At 53.2% G+C, this 20,145-nt stretch carries 19 protein-coding genes and 1 other annotated feature; of the genes, 3 read left to right on the top strand and 16 right to left on the bottom strand.

What is annotated here, in order from left to right; translation table 11 throughout:
* Nucleotides 1–3: 3 nt before the first annotated feature.
* The 11 genes from QTL79_RS16300 to trpD all read right to left on the bottom strand — a co-directional run bounded on the left by QTL79_RS16300 (nt 4) and on the right by trpD (nt 11,120).
* A complete protein-coding gene (locus QTL79_RS16300; RefSeq protein WP_346356018.1) occupies nt 4–1,143 on the bottom strand; it encodes a glycerophosphodiester phosphodiesterase in 1,140 nt (379 codons plus the stop codon).
* 23 nt (nt 1,144–1,166) lie between these two features.
* Nucleotides 1,167–2,627 (bottom strand): alkaline phosphatase, encoded by a 1,461-nt coding sequence (locus tag QTL79_RS16295; RefSeq protein WP_346356017.1) that lies wholly within the window; start codon nt 2,625–2,627, stop codon nt 1,167–1,169.
* 179 nt (nt 2,628–2,806) lie between these two features.
* Nucleotides 2,807–3,649, bottom strand: a complete 843-nt coding sequence (gene aroF / locus QTL79_RS16290) for a 3-deoxy-7-phosphoheptulonate synthase (RefSeq protein ID WP_346356016.1) — start codon at nt 3,647–3,649, stop codon at nt 2,807–2,809.
* Between the two features lie 39 nt (nt 3,650–3,688).
* Nucleotides 3,689–4,681 carry a tryptophan--tRNA ligase gene (gene trpS / locus QTL79_RS16285; protein WP_346356015.1) on the bottom strand — a complete coding sequence of 331 codons (993 nt, stop codon included), beginning with the start codon at nt 4,679–4,681 and terminating at the stop codon, nt 3,689–3,691.
* Between the two features lie 11 nt (nt 4,682–4,692).
* Nucleotides 4,693–5,259: an anthranilate synthase component II gene (locus QTL79_RS16280; protein ID WP_346356028.1), complete on the bottom strand. Its 567-nt coding sequence runs from the start codon at nt 5,257–5,259 to the stop codon at nt 4,693–4,695.
* Nucleotides 5,259–6,722: an anthranilate synthase component I gene (gene trpE, locus QTL79_RS16275; RefSeq protein WP_346356014.1), complete on the bottom strand. Its 1,464-nt coding sequence runs from the start codon at nt 6,720–6,722 to the stop codon at nt 5,259–5,261. Before trpE ends, QTL79_RS16280 begins: the two co-directional genes overlap by 1 nt.
* Nucleotides 6,722–7,516, bottom strand: a complete 795-nt coding sequence (gene trpA / locus QTL79_RS16270) for a tryptophan synthase subunit alpha (RefSeq protein WP_346356013.1) — start codon at nt 7,514–7,516, stop codon at nt 6,722–6,724. Before trpA ends, trpE begins: the two co-directional genes overlap by 1 nt.
* Nucleotides 7,517–8,695 carry a tryptophan synthase subunit beta gene (trpB, locus tag QTL79_RS16265; protein ID WP_346356012.1) on the bottom strand — a complete coding sequence of 393 codons (1,179 nt, stop codon included), beginning with the start codon at nt 8,693–8,695 and terminating at the stop codon, nt 7,517–7,519. It abuts the gene before it with no gap.
* Complete coding sequence (trpC, locus tag QTL79_RS16260; protein WP_346356011.1) at nt 8,688–9,482, bottom strand: indole-3-glycerol phosphate synthase TrpC; 795 nt, start codon at nt 9,480–9,482, stop codon at nt 8,688–8,690. The genes trpB and trpC overlap by 8 nt, the downstream gene beginning before the upstream one ends.
* Nucleotides 9,472–10,104, bottom strand: a complete 633-nt coding sequence (locus QTL79_RS16255; protein WP_346356010.1) for a phosphoribosylanthranilate isomerase — start codon at nt 10,102–10,104, stop codon at nt 9,472–9,474. Before QTL79_RS16255 ends, trpC begins: the two co-directional genes overlap by 11 nt.
* Nucleotides 10,101–11,120: an anthranilate phosphoribosyltransferase gene (trpD, locus tag QTL79_RS16250; RefSeq protein WP_346356009.1), complete on the bottom strand. Its 1,020-nt coding sequence runs from the start codon at nt 11,118–11,120 to the stop codon at nt 10,101–10,103. Before trpD ends, QTL79_RS16255 begins: the two co-directional genes overlap by 4 nt.
* A 122-nt stretch (nt 11,121–11,242) precedes the next feature.
* Nucleotides 11,243–11,502 (bottom strand) — a binding site (T-box leader).
* Nucleotides 11,503–11,749: 247 nt separating this feature from the next.
* Here trpD and fliB point away from each other — a divergent pair.
* From fliB to QTL79_RS16235, 3 genes are read left to right on the top strand one after another with little or no spacing between them, the layout of a single operon-like run.
* On the top strand, nt 11,750–12,694 hold the full coding sequence (gene fliB / locus QTL79_RS16245; RefSeq protein ID WP_346356008.1) for a flagellin lysine-N-methylase: 945 nt from the start codon (nt 11,750–11,752) through the stop codon (nt 12,692–12,694).
* Between the two features lie 23 nt (nt 12,695–12,717).
* Entirely contained in the window at nt 12,718–13,200 is a 483-nt protein-coding gene (locus QTL79_RS16240) for a hypothetical protein (RefSeq protein WP_346356007.1), read from the top strand.
* On the top strand, nt 13,200–14,171 hold the full coding sequence (locus tag QTL79_RS16235) for a P1 family peptidase (protein ID WP_346356027.1): 972 nt from the start codon (nt 13,200–13,202) through the stop codon (nt 14,169–14,171). Before QTL79_RS16240 ends, QTL79_RS16235 begins: the two co-directional genes overlap by 1 nt.
* 35 nt (nt 14,172–14,206) lie before the next feature.
* Here the strand turns inward: QTL79_RS16235 and QTL79_RS16230 are convergent, their stop codons facing one another.
* The 5 genes from QTL79_RS16230 to QTL79_RS16210 form a co-directional block, all read right to left on the bottom strand.
* Entirely contained in the window at nt 14,207–15,235 is a 1,029-nt protein-coding gene (locus tag QTL79_RS16230) for an HD domain-containing phosphohydrolase (protein ID WP_346356006.1), read from the bottom strand.
* Nucleotides 15,236–15,266: 31 nt separating this feature from the next.
* Nucleotides 15,267–15,713, bottom strand: a complete 447-nt coding sequence (locus QTL79_RS16225; protein WP_346356005.1) for a response regulator — start codon at nt 15,711–15,713, stop codon at nt 15,267–15,269.
* Nucleotides 15,710–18,433: a PAS domain S-box protein gene (locus QTL79_RS16220; RefSeq protein ID WP_346356004.1), complete on the bottom strand. Its 2,724-nt coding sequence runs from the start codon at nt 18,431–18,433 to the stop codon at nt 15,710–15,712. The genes QTL79_RS16225 and QTL79_RS16220 overlap by 4 nt, the downstream gene beginning before the upstream one ends.
* Nucleotides 18,434–18,476: 43 nt before the next feature.
* Nucleotides 18,477–19,289 carry a substrate-binding periplasmic protein gene (locus tag QTL79_RS16215; protein WP_346356003.1) on the bottom strand — a complete coding sequence of 271 codons (813 nt, stop codon included), beginning with the start codon at nt 19,287–19,289 and terminating at the stop codon, nt 18,477–18,479.
* Between the two features lie 288 nt (nt 19,290–19,577).
* Entirely contained in the window at nt 19,578–20,069 is a 492-nt protein-coding gene (locus QTL79_RS16210) for a rubrerythrin family protein (RefSeq protein ID WP_346356002.1), read from the bottom strand.
* Nucleotides 20,070–20,145: the final 76 nt, after the last annotated feature.

Raw genomic sequence — 20,145 nt, 5'->3', positions numbered from 1 at the left:
GCGTTATTCGGCCGAGTCGCCGCCTTTTTTAGTGACTTTGGTCTCGCCGGTGACGATGGCGGTACCGGTATGGTAAGGGCTCTTCAAGTTTACGCTAGGAGCCGCTACCTTGATGCCGCGTTGGATCAGGACTTCGTGCAACAGCCAAGGCTTGTCGCTGATCATGCCGTCTACGCCCATGTCGAGCAGCATGTTCATCTTCTTCGGATCGTTAACGGTCCAAGGCACGACCTTCATGCCGAGTTCATGCGCTTCGGCAACCATTTCGTTGGACAGTTCTTCCCAGTACGGCGAGACGATGTCTGCGCCGCATTCATTCGCCGCTTTGACGAAATCGCCATTATAGGTGTCAATGTCGATGCCGGCCATCCAAGGCGAGGCGCCCGGTTGGTTTACCTGGCGATAGACGCCGTCCGGACCCCAGGAAGGTTGCTCACAGGTCAAAGCGACCAAAGTGATGCGCGGATTAAGCTTTTTCATTTCTACAAGCGTACGCCAGTCGAAGGACTGCAATGTCACGCGGTCTTCCATATCGTACTTCTTCACGACTTCATTCACCTTAGCTACGAAAGCGGCCGGATCGGGGCTGTTCGCTGCGTTGGCATCAGGCGCGACGTAAGATTTGGTCTCGATATTAAAAATCACTTTCTTATTGCCGTAGGCGTTGGCTAATTCGAACACTTCTTCCAAGGTCGGGATCTTTGTGCCCGGTACGGAAAGCTGTGTTTTGCCGTGGCCGTCGTAATAACCGCCGGCCGCCGGGTTCATCGTGCCGACGTCGAATTGCTTCACTTCGGCAAGCGTCATCGTACGGATGTCATACTTGTCAGCTGCGACATATTTGCCGTCGGGACCTTTGGTCAGATTCGGGCTGAGTACCGGATTATGACTGATGACCAGCTGTCCGTCCTTGGTCATCTGCATATCCATTTCCAAAGTGGTCACGCCCAGTTCCATCGCATAGGCGAAGGAAACCAGCGTGTTTTCCGGACGTGCGTCGCGTCCGCCGCGATGCGCTTCAAAGTCAAACAGTTCGAAGTTGACTTTCGCTTCGGCGGCTTTCATGTCGACGACGTTGAAACCGGCCGTCAAAACCAGTGCGGCTGCACCCGCGGCCAGGGCTTTTTTCCAGTTCTTTTTCATCAATTTGCATGCTCCTTTGCTGCTTATAATTTAACGTTCATCAGATTGGCAAGGTTGCGGCCGACTTCGGTGTTGTCAAGCAGGCGGCCAAAGAGCGTCGAGCCGCTGCCGATCGCGGTCAGCGGTACGGCCGAGCCGGTGTGCGCGTAGGTGGTGAAGCCGACATGGGCGCGGCTGTTTAAGATCTCCGTCAGAGCCGAACCGACCAGAGTCTCGGCTTCGATATTGTCATTCCAAGGTGTCACGCCACTTTTCGTGTCGCTGATCGCCTGCTCGACGCGGGCTTTTTCTTCGCTGCTCAGCGAAGCATAAGAAATGCCGCTGGCGGCGTGGAAATCACTCCAGAGCTGGTCGATGTTCTTATGCTTGTTATACGCCTGACCGATCTTTTCCATGGTACCGTGAACATTGTTCAGCACACTTGGATCGAGGAAATAATCATTCATCGTGCCGAGACCCAGCCCGCCGGTTTCATGGTCGGCAACAACCAGGATCAAGGTTTCTTTCGGATGCTTCAGATAAAAGTTATATGCGACGGTGACGGCGTCGTCAAAGGCCAAAGTGTCTTTGATGATTCCGGCGGCGTCGTGCTGATGCGCAGCATGGTCGATGCGGCCGCCTTCGACCATCAGGAAGAAGCCGTTGTTATTTTCGCTTAAGACGTCGACGGCTTTTTGCGTCAGCTCGGCCAGACTCGGTTCTTTGGCGGGATCGCGGTCGATATCCCAGGTCAGATGGCTGTTGTTGTAAAGACCGATCAGTTTATCGTTGGCCGGGTTGCCGGATGGTTTGAAATTACGCAGTGCGTCAGCCGTATTTAGCACGTTGTAGTTTTTTGCTTTCAACTCATCATATAAGTTGCGCTCGTCTTTTCGCTTGCTGCCTTTTGCGCTTTGCGGCAGAAAGAAACGTTCGCCGCCGCCCAAGAGGACATTGACGCCGCTGTCAACCAATTGCGCAGCGATCTGGTCTTCCTTGTCACGATGATCAATGTGTGCGGCAAACGCGGCCGGAGTCGCATGCGTGATCCGAGTCGTCGTCACGAGGCCGGTCGACCAGCCGTTGTCGCGTGCGCCTTCTAAAACGCTTTTCAGTCGCTTGCCGTCCGGCGTTTGACCGATTGATTTGTTATCGGTTTTGACGCCGCAGGCCAAGGCCGTTCCGGCCGCCGCCGAATCGGTTACCAGTTGGTCATAGGATTGCGTCGTGTTCATGCCGATAACCGGGAAACTATCCATTGTCAATGGTTTAAGTGCCTGCCCTTTTGGAGCGCTGCCAATATTGTTCTTGGCAATGGTTGCGATTGTGCGGTGGCTTTGTCCCATGCCGTCGCCGATCAGATAAAAGACATATTTAGGCCGTTCGGTCACTTCCGCCTGTGCGGTGCTGGCGGCGGACATGTCAGTTTTAAAGTTGACGCCGCAGGCCAGGATGGCGGCAAAAAGCACGAACACCGCCAGTTTCAGACTGAGTTTGTTACGCAAAGCAAATCCCTCCTAAAATTATATTGAACCCACTACGAATAACCCTATCATCTGGCTGGGAGGCAAATGTTATTGCGAGGTAAAGATATGGTAAAGTTTTAACGAGAAAAATAAAAAAACACGAAGCAATGCGTCTTCGTGTTTTCGCTAGAATCATATTCTTACTGCGCGAGAGCGGATTATTCACCGACCGCTTTGGCGCGCTCCGGCAGCTTTGCTAAAAAAGCGTTCATTGCGCGAAGCTGGTGCATGAGTGCGAGGTATTCGGCTGGCGGAAGCGATTGCGGGCCGTCACATAATGCTTCGGCCGGATTGGGATGGACTTCAAGCATCAGGCCGTCTGCGCCGCTGGCCAGCGCGGCTAAGGACATCGGCGAAACCATTTCACGTCGGCCGGTGCCATGGCTGGGGTCGACGATGACCGGCAGATGGCTCAGCGCTTTGATCGCGCTGACAGCACTGAGGTCGAGTGTGTTGCGCGTATAGGATTCGAAGGTGCGGATGCCGCGTTCGCAAAAGATGACTTGTTGATTGCCTTCGCTGAGGATGTATTCTGAGGCTTGCAGCCATTCTTCAATCGTTGCCGATAGGCCGCGCTTGAGCAATACAGGACGGTTGCTGCGTCCCGCCGCTTTTAAGAGGGCGAAGTTTTGCATGTTGCGCGCGCCGATCTGCAGGATGTCGACATACTGTGCGACGAGCGGCACGGCGTCCGGAGCCATGACTTCGCTGATGATACGAAGTCCGGTTGCTTCTCTGGCTTCAGCCATGTACTCCAGACCTTTTTCGGCCAGGCCTTGAAAATCATACGGTGAGGTGCGCGGTTTGAAAGCGCCGCCGCGCAGGATTTGAGCGCCGCCTCGTTTTACGAGGCGCGCCGTGTCGAGCATCTGCCGTCGCGATTCGACGGCGCAGGGACCGGCGATGAATAATTTTTCACAACCGCCGAGCGTGAGTTCGCCCAGACGAATCAGTGTATCGTCTGATTTGCTTTCGCGTGAAGCCAGGGTATAGTGTGCCATAAGAAGACCTCCTTTTTTCCTGGGAGAAAGATAGCGCAATCAGAAATAACTGATTTGCATTGCATCGCGAATTTCGCGCATTGTTTCTTGTGCGATCAAGCGGGCTTTAGCAGTACCGGATTGCAAGATTTCATCAATCTGTCCTGGTTTGGCTGTGAAATGGGCGCGACGTTCACGCATTGGGGCAAGCAGATCTTCAAGAGAAGCGCATAAACGTTTCTTGCAGGCGACGCAGCCGATGCTGCCGTTCTTGCAGCGTTCGGCGAGGTCAGGCTGTTCAGTGGCGTTAAAGACGCTATGATAGGTGTTGACCGTGCAGACGGAAGGCGTTCCTTTATCGCTCGCACGTACGCGGGCCGGATCGGTAAGTGCGGCGTTGACTTTTTCGGCCACGACAGCACTCGGATCGCTAAGATAGATGCCATTGCCCAGACTTTTTCCCATTTTGGCTTTGCCGTCCAGGCCGACCAGGCGGGGACAGTCGCTAAGCAGTGCCTGCGGCTCGGGCAGCACGGGTTTATAGAGGTCGTTAAAGCGGCGGACGATTTTGCGCGTTAATTCCATGTGCGGCAATTGATCCTCGCCGACCGGAACAAGATCGGCTTTACAAAAGGTGATATCGGCGGTTTGGCTGATCGGATAGCCAAGAAAACCGTAGCTAAGATCAGCATAACCGTATTGCTGACTTTCTGCCTTGATGGTCGGATTGTGACGCAGCGTGTTGACGGTGACAAACATGCTGTAAAAAGCGGTTAGCTCGGCAATTTCAGGAATCATGGACTGGATGAAATAGGTTGTTTTTTCCGGATCAAGACCGGCGGCTATGTTATCGAGTGCGACCTGGCGGACGTCTGCGGCCAGGCGGTCGGTTCTTTCAAAATGAGTCGTCAACGCCTGAACATCGGCGACAAAAACAAAAGTGTCGTATTCATCCTGGAGACGGACCCGGTTTTGCAGACTACCGACGTAGTGACCGAGATGCAGTTTGCCGGTGGGACGGTCGCCGGTTAATATTCGTTTTCGTGTCGTCATAATGGAACCTCCTAAATATGGCCCTGTAGAAAATTGTTCATGAGCTGACTTCCGTTCGGCGTCAAGATCGATTCCGGATGAAACTGAAGACCTGCGATCGGTAAGGTACGGTGACGTAAAGCCATGATCAGTCCTTCCGGACTGCGGGCGGTAATCTCCAAACAGGCGGGCAGTGTCTCTTCCTCTACGATCAAGGAGTGATAGCGTCCGGCGGAAAACGGCGCGCTCAAGCCGTTAAAGAGCCCGCAGCCCTGATGCAGAATCTCGGACGTTTTGCCGTGTACCGGCTGCGGCGCACGGATAACTTGGCCGCCGAACGTTTCGCCGATCGCCTGGTGTCCGAGACAGATGCCAAGAATGGGGATACGACCGCTGAAAAAACGCAGAGCTTCCAGCGTAATACCGGATTCGGACGGCGTGCCGGGGCCGGGCGATATGACAAGCGCTTCAAGGTCGGCTTCGATCAGTCGCGTCAGCGGTTCGTCGTTGCGAATGACCAGAACGTCCTGGCCTAATTGGCAGAGCAATTGATATACGTTGTAGGTGAATGAATCATAATTATCCAATAAGCCGATCATCACTCGATCCCCTCCAGTGCCTTGATCATTGCCTGTGATTTATGCCGTACTTCCTGATATTCCATTTCCGGCAACGAGTCGGCGACGATACCGGCTCCGGCGCGCAAAATGATTTCGCCGCTTTCGATCGCCAGCGTGCGGATTGCGATGCAGGTGTCCATGTTGCCGCGAAAGTCAAGATAGCCGACGGCTCCGGCATAAACGCCGCGCTGATCGCCCTCCAGTTCATGGATGATTTCCATTACGCGCGCTTTAGGCGCGCCACTGACCGTACCCGCCGGAAAGCAGGCCTGCAGTGCATCGACTGCGCCGTAGTCGGGACGCATTTTGCCGGTGACTTCAGAGACGAGATGCATCACGTGGGAAAAATGTTCCACCTCCTTAAGACGGGTCACTTGAACGCTGCCGGGCAGGCTGACTTTGCCGATGTCGTTGCGACCCAAGTCGACCAGCATCGCATGTTCGGCCAATTCTTTCGGATCGTTTTTTAATTCGTTGCCCAATCGTTCGTCTTCGGCGGCGTTGGCGCCGCGCGGGCGGGTTCCGGCAATCGGGTGAGTGCTGACCACGCCGTCTTCCAGTTTTACGAGGCGTTCCGGTGAAGCGCCGAGTACCTGATGCTGACCGAAATTGAGATAGAACATGTAAGGAGAAGGGTTTACCCGGCGCAAGCGACGGTAAAGCTGAAACGGATGACAGTCGAGCGGACGCCGGCTTTCTTGCGAGAGTACGATTTGAAAGGCGTCGCCGGCGGCGATATATTCTTTGGCACGCAGGACTTTGGCGCAATAGTCGTCGCTGCTTGCCGTAAGGGGCGCTTGTACGGCGGAAGAAGGAGGCGTTTGCTCCTTTTTAGCCGGTAACGGCTCTTGCAGCGCGGCTGCCATCGCGTGTAAAGCGGCGCTGCCTTTTTGGTAGCTTTCCTTGAGATCGTCGGCCTTAGCATCAGCCAAGTATAAAAATGTTACCGAATGCTCCAAATGGTCGAAGACGGCCAGTTCCCGGCAAAACAACATGTCGGAAAGAACGAGGTCATCGGCGATTGACATGCCGCGTATCCGTTCCCAGGTCGCCGTTGCTTCGTAGGCGACATAACCGACCGCTCCGCCGGAAAACAGAGGCAGCTCGTCCAGATTAGCCAAAGAATGAGCGGCGAGAAATTCTTTCAGTACCTGTAAAGGCGGGCCTTGCTTAGCATTTGTTTGTTCGCGTTCATTGATGATTATGGTCGAGTCACGGTAGCCTGTCAGACGGGCGAAGGGGTGACGACCGAGAAAAGAGTAACGGCCAAAGTTTTTGCCGGGCGTCGCGCTTTCCAGCATAAAGCCGAGCTTGTCGCCGACTAATTTTTGATAGAGGGAAACCGGCGTTTCGGTGTCGACCGGCAGCGTCAGACTTAAGGGAACCAGACTATGTTCGGCGCTGCGCTCGCAGAAAGTGGCATACGCAGGTTGCAGCAGCATTAGAACGCCTCCTTTTGATCCAGCGCCTGACGAATTTCGCCTACCAGACGGGTCACGCCGCCTACTCCATGTTCCATGAGCTGTTGCATCAGTGCGCTGCCGACAATGACGGCGTCACTGTGCCTGGCTGCTTCCTGCGCCGCTGCGCCGCTGCCGATTCCGAAACCAATGGCCAGCGGTAAGTCTGTGTGGCAGCGTGCTTCGGTGATGATACCTGAAATCGGCTGGTAGTCGGTTTTTTGAACGCCGGTAACTCCGTTTACGGCAATGCAATAGATGAAACCGCTGGCAGCGCGGCAGATTCGCTGTGCCCGCTTCGGTCCTGTGGTCGTTGCCAGAAAGGAAATGATATCCAACTGGTTCTGTTGGCAAGGCTCGGCGAGCAGCTGCGCTTCTTCGTCCGGCATGTCAGGAATGATCAGGCCGTCAAGTCCGGCGGCGGAAAATTGTCCGGTAAACTCATCGATACCGTATTGCAGTACGGTGTTCAAATAGCACATGGTCAGGAGCGGCGCATCCGTTTCTTGGCGCAAGCTTTTTACCAAATCGAGCGATTTACGGGTGGTTGCGCCGTTGGCTAAAGCCAGGTTTCCGGCTGTTTGCAGGACGGGTCCGTCGGCCATCGGGTCGGAAAACGGCAGTCCGAGTTCGACGACATCAGCGCCGGCAGCCAAGGCGGCCAGAACGGCTTCTTTTGTCGTGGCATAATCAGGACACCCGGCAGTCAGATATATGATCAGGCTTTTACGACCTTGTTCACGGTTACGGATCAGCGTTGCTTCAATACGTGACATTTATTTTCCCTCCAATACCTGCTGCACCATTTGCACATCTTTGTCGCCGCGTCCCGAGAGACAGACTACGACGGCTTCATCGGCTGCGGCCTGGGGCATCAGTTTTTCTAAATATGCTAAAGCGTGCGAACTTTCCAGAGCGGGAATGATGCCTTCGAGCGCGGTCAAACGCTGGAACGCGGCTAGCGCCTCCTGATCGGTGACGGAGTGATAATCTGCGATGCCGTGATCCATGAAATGAGCGTGTTCCGGACCGACGCCGGGATAATCAAGACCGGCTGAAATAGAGTGGGCGGGTTTGATCTGGCCGTCATCATCCTGCAGCAGATAGCTGTAGGAACCGTGCAGGACGCCGGGGCGGCCGAGCGTCAGCGAGGCGGCGTGCTTGTCGGTGTCGAGGCCGCAACCGGCCGCTTCAATGCCCAACTTTTTGACCTCGGGATCCTGATGAAAGGGATAGAACATGCCCATCGCATTGCTGCCGCCGCCGATGCAGGCGACAACGTAGCGCAGTTTAGCGCCGCGCTCGGCGATCTGGCTTTTGGTTTCGCTGCCGATGACCGATTGAAAGTCCCGTACCATCATGGGATACGGATGCGGGCCAAGTACGGAACCGATAATATAATGCGTGTCTTCGACGTTGGCGACCCAGTCCCGTATCGCTTCGGTGGTGGCATCTTTCAGCGTGCCGCTGCCGCTCGAGACTTCGCAAACCTCGCTGCCCAAGAGTCGCATGCGGAAGACATTAAGCTCCTGGCGTTCCATGTCTTCTTTTCCCATATAGACTCGGCATTTTAACCCGAACAAGGCGGCGACCGTCGCAGTGGAGACGCCGTGCTGTCCGGCGCCGGTCTCGGCGATGATTCTTGTCTTGCCCATGCGCCTAGCTAAGAGGACCTGGCCCAAGGTGTTGTTGATCTTATGCGCGCCAGTATGCAACAGGTCTTCTCTTTTTAGATAAATCGGACCTTTGCCGTAGTGTTTAGTCAGTTTCTCTGCATAGTATAGACGTGTTGGGCGTCCGGCATATTCCTGCAGGTAATAGCGCAGTTCCTTTTGAAAGGCGGGATCAGCGCTGGCCTTACGGTATTCTTTTTCCAGTTCCAATAAAGCGGGCATTACGGTCTCCGGTACGAAACGGCCGCCGTAAGCGCCGAATTTTCCATTCTTATCAGGCATGGTAAGTCCTCCTCGTAGTATATTGATGGCCGGTTGCCATTTCATGGGCCGCCTGGCCCGGATCGGCGGCGGTGACAAGAGCTTCGCCGACCAGGATTCCGTTAACGCCGGAGTCGAAGAGCCGGGCGGCATCGGCGGCGTTTTTGATGCCGCTTTCACTGATGATAAAACCATCTGTGCGGCGATGTTCCAGAAGGCGGAAAGTCTGCTCGATATCGGTCTTGAATGTCGTCAAGTCACGGTTATTGATGCCGATCAGAGGGCAACCAAGTTCTTGCGTGCGGTTGAATTCCGCCAAACTGTGCACTTCGACCAGAGCGTCCATGCCCAGTTCATCGGCAAGTTTGCTTAAAGCGTCTATTTCTGCGTCGTTTAACAGATTGGCGATCAGCAGGATCGCATCGGCGCCTGCGACGCGCGCTTCGATGACCTGGTACGGATCCAAGATGAAGTCCTTGCGGAGCAGCGGCAGGCTGGTCTGTTGACGCATTAGCATCAGGTCGTCAAGCGAACCGGCAAAGTGTTCGTCGGTATGAATGGATAAGGCGCTTGCGCCGTTGGCTTGATAGAGTGCGGCCAGTTCAGGAACCGTATGCCGTTCTGTCAGTCTTCCTTTGGCAGGAGAATGGAGCTTGCATTCGGCGATTAAGAGCCACGCGGAATCTTTTAGTGTCTGGCGCAGTTTAAACGCTGCGGGGACTGCCTGACTTTCCAGTTTGGCAAAGGACAGTGTTTCTTTGCTGTTGGCGATAGTGCGGCGCTTTTTGGCTACGATCTTAGCTAACATGTTCTACCTCCTTAGCGGCCTGGCGTGCCGCGCGAATAAAGCGTTCTAATTTTAGACCGTCTTTGCGTCCTTCTGTTTCGACGCCTCCGGCGACATCGACGCCAAAAGGCTGCAAACTGCGAATGGCGTCTGCGACATTCGCTTCCGTTAATCCGCCTGCGGCTAAAATAGGACGCGCGCTGTTTCGGCAGCGCTCGACCGCTTGCGACCAGGTAAACGGAACGCCTGTGCCGCCGCTTTGTCCTTTGACCGCGGTGTCGAGCAAGATCCAATCGGCGTCAGCCGGCCAGGGCTGGTGCAGCGTTTGGCCATCGGGCGAAAGCGAAAAAACCTTGATATGAGGAAGACCCAATTGACGACGATAGTTCTCATTTTCTTGGCCATGCAACTGAACGATATCAAGTTGGCAGTAAGCGGCAATTTCCTGCACCTGCGCAACCGGGCAGTCGACGAATACGCCTACTTTAGTGCAGCCTGTCAATTGCGCGGTTATGTCGCGCGCGGCTTGCGGTGTTATTTGGCGACGACTCGGGGCGAAGATGAAACCGAGCCAATCTGCACCGCAGTCTTTTGCCAACTGCGCGTCCGTTAGTGTCGTGAGACCGCAGATTTTGATGATCATGAGGCGCACCCGCTGCGGCTAAAGGCCTGCAAGTCGCGAAGCTTGCTTAAGGCTGCGCCGCTGTCAATGCTTTGCTTCGCCAACTGAAGGCCTTCGGAGAAATCAAGTGCTTTACCGCTGACGATAAAACCGGCCGCTGCGTTCAGCAGCACGATATCGCGACATGGGCCTTCTTCCCCTTCGAGAATGCGAACCAGCAAGGCTGCGTTTTCGGCGGCGCTGCCGCCCTGATATTCGGCGGCATCAGGTGAGAAGCCGTAATCGAGCGGATCAATTTCATATTCCATGATCTGCCCTGCTTTTACCTCGACGATATAGCTTGGCGAGCGACTGGAGATTTCGTCCATGCCGTCGTGGCTGTGGATGACCAAGGCGTGTTCGACGCCGAGCGATAAAAGAACTTGGGCCAGTTTTACGGTAAGGCGGCGATCATAGACGCCGAGTAGTTGGCGCGGCGCTCCGGCCGGATTTGTTAGTGGGCCTAAGAGATTAAAGACGGTACGGGTACCCAGTTCGCGGCGCAATTTGGCGACATTGCCCATGGCCGGATGAAAGCGAGGCGCAAAGAGAAAGCCGATGCCGATGCTTTGAATCGCCTGGCTGACCTGTTCAGGCGGCAGATCGATCGCGACGTTTAGTGCGGCAAGTACGTCGGCGCTGCCGCACGGACTCGAGACGCCGCGGTTGCCGTGCTTGGCGACTCTGACGTTTCCGCCGGCCAGAACGAAAGCCGTCGTTGTCGAGACGTTGAACGTCGCTTTTTTATCGCCGCCGGTACCGCAAGTATCCACCAGATCGGTGCCGGAGTAGGGCAGGGTAGTGGCATGGCGGCGCATCGTTTCGGCGAAGCCGGTGATTTCTGCGGCCGTTTCTCCTTTAAGGCGCAAAGCGGCTAAAAAAGCGGCGACCTGCGTTTCTGCCGCCCGGCCGGTAATGATCATTTCCATGGCGTATTCCGCTTCGCGGCGCGACAAGTCTTCTCCGCCAAGTATTGTTTCCAGATAATCTCGCAACATCAAAACTCCTCCTTTTAGATAAAAAAAGACATTTCGCGCCCTTGCTAGGGGCGAAATGTCTTCGCGGTACCACCCTGGTTTGAAAGAATGCGCGTGGGGGAATAAAAAAAACATTCCTCCCGAAAAGGGGCGAAATGTTCGCGTTACCACCCTTGTTGAAAAGCGCTGCCTTTCATCTCTTCAGGTACGGGATAACAAATCCGATACCCTAGCCCTCTAACGGAGGCGACCGGCTCAGCCTACTGGCAAAATGCGTTTGGTGAGCAGCTCACGGGGCCATTCCTGAGGATCGTTAGGTCGGCCATTTCACCTCCGGTTACCCGGTCGCCGACTCGCTGGGCTAAAGAGAAGCCTAAGTACTCGTCCCGCTCAAAGCTATTGTGGTTCGTTATGCTGTTGGATGTAATGATAACGCCAAAAAAGAGATAAGTCAATGAAAAATGTAACATTTTTAAAAAAAAGATGGACGCATGTCAATTTTAGAGGCGCGGAGGCAAAAGAAAATAAAAGTTATGTATAGTAAATAAAGATAAGCGAAAGAACTCTTTTTTTCTTGTAGGCAGGATTTTGCCATGCCAATCCAGTAAAGAAAGGGAGGACAAGAAAAATCAATAGGAATGGAATGGCGCATGTATATATTTTTGGATATTGTAGAAGATTTTCAGTGTGAGATGTGCGGTCGATGCTGCCGTAATGATTGGCTGGTCACTGTCAATGAAGCCAGCTATCTTCGGAACGAACGCTTATTTGCAGAACGCGATGCGCAAAACGAATTTTCAGCGGCTTTTCAGAAAATCAGCGGCGAACGCTGTCCGGGCGAATATGCCTATATCGCTAAAAAAAAAACAGGCGGCTGTTGGTTTCTCGAAGCGGATAATCGCTGCAGTTTGCATCGACAGATAGGGCATCAGCATTTAGATAGTGTATGCCAAACCTTTCCCCGTTATCCGATCAGTTCGACGCGCGGCATGGAATTCACGCTGACATTTAACTGTCCGGCTGTGCAAAAGCGCCTGAACCGCGCGAAGCCGCTTTTGGTGCTGCGTTCGGAACATGCGCCGCTGCAAATTGCCGAAGACAGCATTGTTGCCTATGTGTATCCGGAACAAAAAGGGAAGAACGATCCGCTGCATTATTATTTTGAACTTGAGCAGCATTTCATTGATTTGCTGCAAGTGCGCGGCGTTGATTTGGATTGCCGCCTGTTGCGCATAAAAGAAAGCATCGCCCGACTCAGAAAGAACGGTACAAACAAAGCGATGGGCGAAATGATCCGTGAAACTATTTATGGTAACTATGAATGGCTGGATGAAAATGAAACGATGATGCCAGGCGAAATTCTCACGGCGGATATTTTGCAGGAACATTTTCTCGTGAACCTGGTATTTCAAAAAGTGTTTTATCTCTATGGTCTGGAAGAGGGATTGAAACTGCTGCTTCATTTTCGACAGGTGATGCAAAGAAGTGAAGAAGCTGTGCATCAAGCGGAGGCGAAACTCGAAGCGGTGCGCGCAGCCGTCATGGAACTGTCGTTCCAACACAGTCATAACCGGCAATTATTGCGACAGGAATAGCCGGGCGGAAAGGTTGTAAACGTATGATCTTCTATGTTCGAAAGACGTTGCAGAGCGATCTGACGCCGGAAACGGTAATGGGACTGTTAACGAATAATCTGACGGATTTTTCCTGGCAAAGGGCTGCCTTTTGGGAGGAACAGGGAGCGTTGTTTCACGGCCGTGTGCGCCAGAATCGATTTACGATAACGCGCAGCATAACCGGCAGTCAGACTTTTTCGCCGGTTATCGAGGGTCAGGTCCGGGCGACCGAATCCGGAACGCGGATTGATATTTTGCTGCGCCCGCAGTTTGCGGCAGTCGGCGTTGCCATTTTATTCGTCATCGTCATCGTTTACTCCATCCTGAAAGAATCGCCAAGCGGATTGGCGCAGTGGCTGATGCCGCTCAGCTTTGTTGCAATAATAGCCTGGGCGGGCATCGTATCTTTTAAGCGAGAAGTTCGTCGTGCCGAGCTGATGCTTCAAGATTTGTTTATCCGGAGAAAAGAGGAGGGCGACTTGTGATGAAGGCGGTGAACCTCAGCGAACTAAAGGGGATTGCAATCGGGCATGCGCAAGATCAGGCGGGAGGAACCGGCTGCACGGTGATTCTTTGCGAAAACGGCGCGACTGCCGGGGTCGATGTCAGAGGCGGTGCGCCGGGAACGCGGGAAACCGATCTTTTGGATCCTGTCAATTATGTGGAGCAGATACACGGCATCGTACTGGCTGGAGGCAGTGCGTTCGGGCTTGATGCCGCTGCTGGAGTCATGGCGTATCTCGAAGAGCGCGGATGCGGCTTTGATGTCGGTGTAGCCAAAGTTCCGATTGTTGCTGGAGCCGTACTGTTTGACTTGCATTGCGGCGATCCATATAAAAGACCGGATAAAGAGATGGGATACCAGGCCTGTCTGAATGCGACGCTGCCGCTGACAGAAGGTTCCGTTGGCGCGGGAACGGGAGCTACGGTCGGCAAGTTGCTGGGGATGGAATATGCGATGAAAGGCGGTTTCGGGAGCGCCTGCATCAAGCTGGGCGAGTTGATCGTCGGCGCGGTCGTGGCGGTCAATTGTTTGGGCGATGTTGTCGACCCAAGAAGCGGTGAAATCCTCTCCGGTGCGTTGCAGCGAGAGGAACGGCGATTTCTTAACTGCGAAGAATCCTTGTTGCGTGAGTACCAGAGCGGGCTTGATCCGTTCAAAGGCAATACCACGATCGGCTGCATTCTGTCGAATGCGAAAATGACAAAAGCGCAGGCGAACAAGATCGCAAGCATGGCTCATAACGGGTATGCACGTACGATCTATCCGGCGCATACGCAGTTTGACGGCGATACGATCTTTTCCCTTGCTACGGGGGAAGTAGAAGCAGATACGAATGTGCTCGGCGTGCTAGCGGCGCGGATGATGGCGGATGCTGTTGTAGCCGCTGTCAGAAAGGCGACTTCATTGCATGGCTTTCCGAGCAGAATGGAAATTTTCCCAAAAGAGGACTAAAGAAAAAACGGCGATCTCATTCGAGAAAGCCGTTTTTATTTTGTGCTTGCCAATAGACTGAGAAAACGTTCTACGATTTTGGGGTCAAAGTGCGTGCCGCTATTTTGTGCAATATGTGCCTTGGCTTTTTCGGCGGACCATGCTTTGCGGTAAGGGCGATCAGTGCAAAGCGCCTCCCAGACGTCAACGACTGCGAAGATGCGCGCTGCTAGCGGGATGTCTTCGCCGCGCAGGCCCTGCGGATAGCCTGAACCATCCCAGCGTTCGTGATGCGAATAAGGGATGGCCAGGGCCGGCTGCAAATATTCAATCGATTGCAGCCATTCGTAAGCATAGACGGGATGTTTCTTCATGATGAGCCATTCCTCGTCGTTGAGAGGGCCTTGCTTCAGTAAAATGGCATCAGGGATGCCCAGTTTGCCGATGTCATGCAGCAATGCGCCGCGCTTTAAATGGATCATCTCTTCTGCAGGATAATCAAGCGCGGCAGCCAGTTCAAGCGTCATCGTTGTTACTTGTTGGGAGTGGATGCCGGTGTCCTGGTCACGCAATTGGACGGCGAGCGCCCAGCCGAGCAGCGTACTGTCATAAGCCTCCGCCAAATCGTGATATGCTTTTTGCAGCGCTTGTGCTGCGAGGCGTTCTTGTGAAAGAAAACTTTCTTCTAGTTGGCGGTGGCGGCGGCGGTCGCGGGCTTCACGAATCTCCCGTTCAACCGCTGGCAGAAGGCGGGCTTTATTGCCTTTCATGATATAGTCATTTGCGCCGGATTTCATCGCTTGGACGGCATCGTCTTCGCCGATTGCGCCGGACAAGAGAATGAATGGCAGCGTATCATCATGTTCACGGACGATGCGCAAGGCATCCATACCGTCAAAGGAAGGCATGGAAAAATCAGAGATTACGATATCCCAGTCGCGCGTCAGGGCAGAGCGGAGCGAGGCTTCGTCATCCACCCAGCCGTAATCGACGGCATAGCCGCCCTGGCGCAAAGTGCGCAGCAGCAAAAGCATGTCGTCTTCAAGGTCTTCAATGATTAATATTTGATAGATTTCTTGCGTCATAGCGGCATCCTCCATGATGGCTGAAATTTGCTTAGAGGGAGGGCGGCGGTTCATTGAGAACAAGCCAGTACAATTTTAAATGTCCGACGGCATCGGCGAATTGAGTGAAGTCGACCGGTTTACGGATGAAGCTGTTGGCGCCCAATCCGTAACTGGCGATGAGATCCTGTTCTTCGCTCGAGGAAGTGAGCATGACGACCGGCAACAAACGGGTAAGCGGATTTTCGCGGATCTGGCGTAAAACTTCAAGCCCGTCAAGGCGCGGTAATTTGATGTCGAGCAGGATCAGCTGCGGTTTTTCAGCAGTGTCGCGACCGGCATACTCGCCGCGCCCGAAGAGATAGTCGAGGGCTTCGACGCCGTCACGGGCGACGATTACTTTGTTCAGGACATTGCTGCGCTTTAAGGCGCGTAGGGTGAGAAGCTCATCATCGGAATTGTCTTCTACCAATAAGATGACCTTTTCGCGCTGACTCATAGTAAAACCTCCTTACTTGGCGTGTTGGCGGACGGCAATGTGAAATAGAAACAGGCGCCTTTGCCGGGAGTGCCGGTGGCCCAAATGCGTCCGCCGTGAAGATGGATGATGCGCTGAACCGTGGCAAGCCCAATACCGGTACCGGGGAATTCTGATTCGCGGTGCAGACGCTGGAAAGCGCCGAATAGTTTTGCGGAGTAGGTCATATCAAAACCTGCGCCGTTGTCTTGTAAGCAGTAGGTATTTCGGCCCTGTGCATCCTGTCCGGTCTGGCGCAGTGAGATTTGCGCCGGATTTTGCGCCGCGGTAAATTTCCAAGCGTTGTTCATCAGATTTTCTAATACGATACGCAAGAGTCGTTCGTCGCCAAGTACGGTAAGACCCGGTTCGAGCATAAGGTCTACGGAGCGATCGGGATGCTGTTCACGCAGTTCCTGTCCGACTTCTTCGGCGAGCAAGGTCAGGTCAATAGTTACGGGATGAAGCTCGCAGCGGGTGATGCGTGACAGTTTAAGCATATCGTCAATCAAGGCGCCCATGCGCTGGCTGGCATTGCGCACTCGTTCCAGATAGGATTTCGCCTGCGCGTCAAGTTGTTGCGCGTAATCTTCCAGCAGGGCGAGACTGAAGCCGTCGATGCTGCGCAGCGGTGCGCGCAGATCGTGGGAAACCGAATAACTGAAGGCTTCCAACTCTCGGTTGGCGGATTCCAATTGTGCGGTTCGCTCCGATACGCGGCGTTCGAGATCTTCGTTGGCGCGTTGCAGCCGATCCTGTGCCAGCAGGCGATCCGTTACATCGCGCAAAGCGGCAATGATCAGCGTCTTAGGCGGTAAGAAGATGCGATTCAAGCTGATCTCAACGGTAAAAAGGCTGCCGTCTGCATGCAAATGATTCCAGAGAAAGCATTGCGCTTCGCCGTTCAAGGCAAGCTTAAGATACTCAGTAGCAGCTTCGGCGGAAGAGCGTCCGTCTATCTGCGTCGGCGGCGAAAAATCGAGCGGCGAGGCATGCAATAATTCTTCACGCGTACGACCGAATAAATGGAGCAATTTCTCGTTGCACTCGACAAAACGGTCGTTTTCGATAATTAAGAAAGCGTCATTGGCTCCTTCAAAGAGCGTTCGATATTTACGTTCGCTATTGCGCAGAGCCGTTTCTGCTTCGATGCGCTGTTCTTCCAGTTCATGACGCTGCAGCGCTAATGCCAGAAGGGAACTGACCGAAGCTGCCATAGCCTGATCATCGCTGCTGAAGACTTTTCCCGGTAATGCCGCCAAGTGAAGTGTGCCGATCAGCTGACTGCCCATGAGTAAAGGAAATTCCATATGAATCGGCGTGTCGTCCTTTTCCAGTGGTTGTGCAACGCCTTCTTGGTCATTGATTGCAAGCGGAAGGCCGGCCTGAAGTTTTTCCACCCAGGGATATTTTGCGGCCGGTTGGGAGAGGTTGTCTTGCCAATGAAGGGGAATGGGGCCGCTGGCTGCCAGCAGGCAAACCTGGGGCTTGTTGAGTGGAAAGGAAAAGAGCGCCGCTTCGGAGCAAGGAATGACGCTTGTTAGTTTATTGATGATTTCCAGGGAGATCGTAGAGAGCGGAGCGGCGGATAAAATGAGACTGGCAAGATGGTTTCCGGCCTCCAAACGCTGTGTGTATTGTTGCAGGCGCGTATCCGTCTCCTTGCGTCCGCTGATGTCGAAAATAATCCCGTCCAACCACAAGAGCGTCTGATTTTCATCGTAAATCTCCTGACCGTTTTCATGCATCCAATGGATGGAAGCATCGCGGGCTATGATGCGGTATTCAATGCTGTATGAGCGATGCGACCCGGAAACATCTGAAAGCGATGCCGCAACATAGGCTCGGTCATCGGGATGAATGATGCTTGAAAAGGAACGAACCTGGTTGTTGATAAAATCGCTGGCCGGGTAGCCGCTGATTTCTTCGACGGTATCGCTGATAAACTCCATTGTCCAATTTTCATCAGGCGAACAGCGATAGACGATGCCGGGAATGTTTGCGACAAGAGAGCGAAAACGCGCTTCGTTAATCTGCAATTCGCTTAAATGTTCCTGCAGGTTTCCGGCGATTTGATTGAAGGAAACGGCTAACGCGCCGAGCTCATCGCGCGTGGTAAGGCGGATGCTGCGGCTTAGGTCTCCGGCGGCCATCGTCTGTGCCGAAAGAGTCAGATGGCGAATGTCATTTACGATCGGGCGGGTAATCAACCAGATCGCGAAACCGAGAATGCAGAGAATCAAAGCTAGTTGCTGCGCTTTGCCGAGTGCGTTGGCGTAAACCTGCTGCTGCGCATAGTAGTTGGTGAAGACGATGACGATTTCACCGACCGGGACGTTGTTTTTATAAAGCAGGCGGTCATAACGGTGCAAATACTCATCGGCGGTGCTTGGCCCGCTTTTCACGCGGTAATAGCGTTCAATATTCCGATTGTCAATCAGTTGCACCATGACGATCTCAGGGTTTTGAAAGAGAGAGTCGCCGCTGGCCTCAATATCCACATTGTTGTATTGCCATAACGCATTGGCTGTGGATAATTCAGTAACGTTAAGAATTTGCGCAAATGATTCCTGTTGGCGATGGCTTGTATAGTTCAGCTCCTCGTGCAGCGAAACCAAGGACAAGGTAAAAAACATCGCGATCATTAAAACCAGCAGATGCGTAGAAAAATAGACGGTGAGTCGTCTGAAGCGAAAGGGCATGGACGACACTCCTTTCCACAAGGTGATTGAAAAGAAAAGCGGTCTATTGAGGCTTGTCGATGACCAGCGCGCGACGGAACTGATCGACGACTTCATCCGAAGTCTGCGGGCTGGCGGCTAGATACATGACTAAGTCTAAATCTTTAAGGTAATAGACTTCGCGCAACTCGGACATGGAATGTCCGTGCTTTTGCAGGATATAATCGGCGTAGACGTTATCGGCGATCCAAAGATCATAGCGTCCGCTGAAGAATTTTTCTAGGCTCACTTCGACAGTCGAAGAAGTTTCGAGGTGGCGGCCTTCTTCAAAACCATTGCGCAGCAAGTATTCGCCGTCAAAATAGTTCTTTATGATCCCGGTCCGATAATTTTTCGCGTCGTTGAGACTTGTGATGTTTATATCCTTGCGGCTGGCAAGGCAATAGAGATAGGTACGTGTCGGTGTTATCGGATGGATCCATTTAAATTTGTTGCGTCGCTCCTCGGTAAAGACCAAGGGGTAAATCAAAACGTTGGCTTCCGTTTGCGCCTGCTCGTAGGTACGACTCCAAGGCTGGGATTTGATAGGGAGTTGGACGTTTAAATGTTGCAGGGCGCGGCGAACTTGGGCGGTTGACAAACCGCTGCTTTCGCCCGATTCGTTGGTGTAACTGTAAGGAGGATATTCCTCGGTCACGATCACGACGCTGTTTAACGCGGCGAGGGCGGTCGGTGAGGGCGGGGGAATGCTTGGCTCGGTGGATTTTCTTTCGAGCTGTGAAGGCGAGTTTTCAACAGGCGGTTTACTGCAGCCTCCGGCAAGAAGTAAAACACAGAGGGCGCCGAGAAGCAGCATGCCGAAAGAACGCTTGCTCATAGTTTCTTCCTCCGCGAATTTTTTTGAAAAATGAAAATTATTCTTAGCTTTATGGTATCATATTTGTCGGCTAAGCGGTATAAAATTTGACAAAGGCGTTTTCAGACCGGTTGCGCGGCACTCCTAATACAAATGGGAAGGGAGAAAAAGAAATCGTGCAGCTTTCCGCTACAAATAAAGGCCGCTTTTTCTCTCTTTGGCGGCAGGAACGCATCTCTTTATTGGGGAACATATAATAAAAACCACAGTCCCCATTTGCATGAGAACTGTGGTAAAGGAAAAGAAAACTTAGTCGATTTTTTTGTAAGCCTTGGCGGCTGCCTTGCAGATCGGACAATTATCAGGTGCCGAACCTTCGGCAATGTGTCCGCAGACTGTGCAGAGGTAGTAGTCGAAAGAAGCTTTTTCGCCCAACGTGGACAATGCTTTTTGATATAATTCGGCATGTACTTTCTCTGCGTCATTGGCTAACGTAAAGGAACGCAAGGCTTCTTTGTTTCCTTCGGCTTCTGCTTGGCTGATAAAATCGGGATACATGCTGGTAAATTCATAAGTCTCGCCGTCGATTGCGGCTTGCAGGTTCTCTGAAGTCGATTTGATTTTACCCATGGCTTTAAAATGACTGAGTGCGTGAAGCGTCTCTGCTTCGGCAGCGGCGCGGAATAGTTTGGCGGCCTGTGCATGGCCTTCTGCATCGGCTTGTTGAGCAAATGCCAGATATTTGCGATTGGCCTGTGATTCTCCGGCGAACGCCGCGGCTAAGTTATCCATTGTTTTCATTTGAATACCTCCTGCGATATATTATCTATTAATTATTATTATCCATTAGCGAGTTATTGTCAAGGGGAAAAAGAAA

The sequence above is a fragment of the Azotosporobacter soli genome, from assembly GCF_030542965.1.
Taxonomy (GTDB): domain Bacteria; phylum Bacillota; class Negativicutes; order SG130; family SG130; genus Azotosporobacter; species Azotosporobacter soli.
The sequence above is the reverse complement of the archived record's forward strand: the minus strand, read 5'-3'. Positions and strand labels throughout refer to the sequence as shown.

Excerpts from the sequence above, each read along its gene's own strand:
- trpS (WP_346356015.1), bottom strand. The coding sequence starts at position 4,681 with ATGACGACACGAAAACGAATATTAACCGGCGACCGTCCCACCGGCAAA.
- trpB (WP_346356012.1), bottom strand. The coding sequence starts at position 8,695 with ATGCCTGATAAGAATGGAAAATTCGGCGCTTACGGCGGCCGTTTCGTA.
- QTL79_RS16255 (WP_346356010.1), bottom strand. The coding sequence starts at position 10,104 with ATGATCATCAAAATCTGCGGTCTCACGACACTAACGGACGCGCAGTTG.
- trpA (WP_346356013.1), bottom strand. The coding sequence starts at position 7,516 with ATGTCACGTATTGAAGCAACGCTGATCCGTAACCGTGAACAAGGTCGT.
- QTL79_RS16210 (WP_346356002.1), bottom strand. The coding sequence starts at position 20,069 with ATGAAAACAATGGATAACTTAGCCGCGGCGTTCGCCGGAGAATCACAG.
- QTL79_RS16235 (WP_346356027.1), top strand. The coding sequence starts at position 13,200 with ATGAAGGCGGTGAACCTCAGCGAACTAAAGGGGATTGCAATCGGGCAT.
- QTL79_RS16240 (WP_346356007.1), top strand. The coding sequence starts at position 12,718 with ATGATCTTCTATGTTCGAAAGACGTTGCAGAGCGATCTGACGCCGGAA.
- trpE (WP_346356014.1), bottom strand. The coding sequence starts at position 6,722 with ATGCTGCTGCAACCTGCGTATGCCACTTTCTGCGAGCGCAGCGCCGAA.
- trpC (WP_346356011.1), bottom strand. The coding sequence starts at position 9,482 with ATGTTAGCTAAGATCGTAGCCAAAAAGCGCCGCACTATCGCCAACAGC.
- QTL79_RS16280 (WP_346356028.1), bottom strand. The coding sequence starts at position 5,259 with ATGATCGGCTTATTGGATAATTATGATTCATTCACCTACAACGTATAT.
- QTL79_RS16230 (WP_346356006.1), bottom strand. The coding sequence starts at position 15,235 with ATGACGCAAGAAATCTATCAAATATTAATCATTGAAGACCTTGAAGAC.
- aroF (WP_346356016.1), bottom strand. The coding sequence starts at position 3,649 with ATGGCACACTATACCCTGGCTTCACGCGAAAGCAAATCAGACGATACA.
- QTL79_RS16220 (WP_346356004.1), bottom strand. The coding sequence starts at position 18,433 with ATGCCCTTTCGCTTCAGACGACTCACCGTCTATTTTTCTACGCATCTG.
- fliB (WP_346356008.1), top strand. The coding sequence starts at position 11,750 with ATGTATATATTTTTGGATATTGTAGAAGATTTTCAGTGTGAGATGTGC.
- QTL79_RS16215 (WP_346356003.1), bottom strand. The coding sequence starts at position 19,289 with ATGAGCAAGCGTTCTTTCGGCATGCTGCTTCTCGGCGCCCTCTGTGTT.
- QTL79_RS16225 (WP_346356005.1), bottom strand. The coding sequence starts at position 15,713 with ATGAGTCAGCGCGAAAAGGTCATCTTATTGGTAGAAGACAATTCCGAT.
- QTL79_RS16300 (WP_346356018.1), bottom strand. The coding sequence starts at position 1,143 with ATGAAAAAGAACTGGAAAAAAGCCCTGGCCGCGGGTGCAGCCGCACTG.
- trpD (WP_346356009.1), bottom strand. The coding sequence starts at position 11,120 with ATGTTGCGAGATTATCTGGAAACAATACTTGGCGGAGAAGACTTGTCG.